Raw genomic sequence first — 1,573 nt, 5'->3', positions numbered from 1 at the left:
CACTATAAATCAAATCAAAAATCCTAAAAGATTGAATGGTATCATCGCGCCATTCAAAATCCCGCATTGCGGAATGCGATAAAAAGTAAGGATATTTATCATCATTAATTTCGATAGTTTGATCATTAAAAGAAAGGATTCCTTCTCCAAAAAGCTCAGCGATAAATGCATCATAATATTTAGATTTTTTATTTCTTGTGTATTTATCCGCCACAAACCCCAACGCCTGCCGCACACCTGTATTTGTCGCCATCCCGTTAAATAACGTATCACAAAATGCTTCAACAATATGCGCCAAAATATCCGGATAAAAATAACGGTAATGGCTCCAAGGTTTGAGGTAATGATAACTGTCTAATGGCGGAATGACTTTTTCATTCGCTTGTCTATTGATTTCATCGGCTTCCGTTAGAAAAAGATGACGGATTTTCTCTTTAATGCCTCTGGCATAAACCGAGTTTGGGTGGATGGGCAGTCCACCGTTATAACGGCTATCTTGATAAATAAGCCCGATATATTGGGCCATATCATTATCACGATAGTAATCCAACAGGGCAGACAAACCGCCGCCAAGAAAGAAGCTATCGGAAGCTAAATGAGTGTATTTTTTCGGGTAAGCCCCGCCTAATAAACCGCTAAAGGAATCCATTTTGGCACGTTTAAAGTCATAATCCCCACCCAATACGCCATCTTCATCGGAGGCAATCACGCTAATGTGCTTCGCCGCACGATGGGCAAAAGGAAAAAGCTCCATGGCAATAGGGTTGTGTTCTTTGGTGTAATTTTCCGTCAGGGCATTATCTGCCACCGCAGCTTCCCACATTATCAGGTTATCTATCGCCTCTTTAAAGGTTGGGTGGTTACCTAAAATATTTAATGCAGAAAGTGCCACCCTCGCCCCCAATGAGTGGGTGATTATATTAATTTGAATATCTTTCTTAATTAAGTCTTGCAAAATCAACGCGAATTGATGTCCTGCTTCATTGGCATACATTTCAGCCCGAAAGAACACCATGCTGGGGTCAACACTGCCGGACCAAGTGACACCGACAATACGGCTGTAATCTTCCCAACGGGTAAATTCACGCAGTTCGTCTTGTCCGCTTGCGGCAAGATTCAAATAGTACTCCACATTGGGATACCAAGAAAGGGCATTTTTTCCATTAAGCTTTTCATCAGCTTGTTTAATAAATTGTTCTTTCGGCAGCCTATCCGTGGATTTCCAGTGAGGCGGATGAGCGGCAAGTTTTGTGTTGGCATATTGCTCAATATCATCGGCTAAAAAATGAAGATAAGGGCGTTGCACCTCTTCCGGTTTGGGGGCATTAAAATAATAAGCGGGCTTATTACCTAATTCCTCCGCGCTAGGAAATTGCCCTAAGTGACCTAACCCCACATTGTAGCCGTGAATAAAGAAGGTTACCGCATCACCATAACGTTTGATTTGATTAATATAAGCAGCAGGCAATTTGGCTTGCCGATTAGGTTGACGCACACGCAAATTACAGAGCATAGGCGGGGGTAAATATTTAGCATGAATTTCAGGTTCATTGACGGAAGCAAAGACCTTTAA

At 42.0% G+C, this 1,573-nt stretch carries 1 protein-coding gene; it reads right to left on the bottom strand.

The annotated features are described in order from the left end of the window. Nucleotides 1-1,573: alpha/beta hydrolase (locus BKL49_RS06145; RefSeq protein ID WP_077423737.1), on the bottom strand; the 1,573-nt coding region annotated here is incomplete at both ends.

Origin of the sequence: Rodentibacter myodis (assembly GCF_001999305.1) — a bacterium.
Classification (GTDB): Bacteria; Pseudomonadota; Gammaproteobacteria; order Enterobacterales; family Pasteurellaceae; genus Rodentibacter; species Rodentibacter myodis.
Note: the sequence above shows the minus strand (reverse complement) of the source record. Positions and strands in the feature narration are given on the sequence as shown.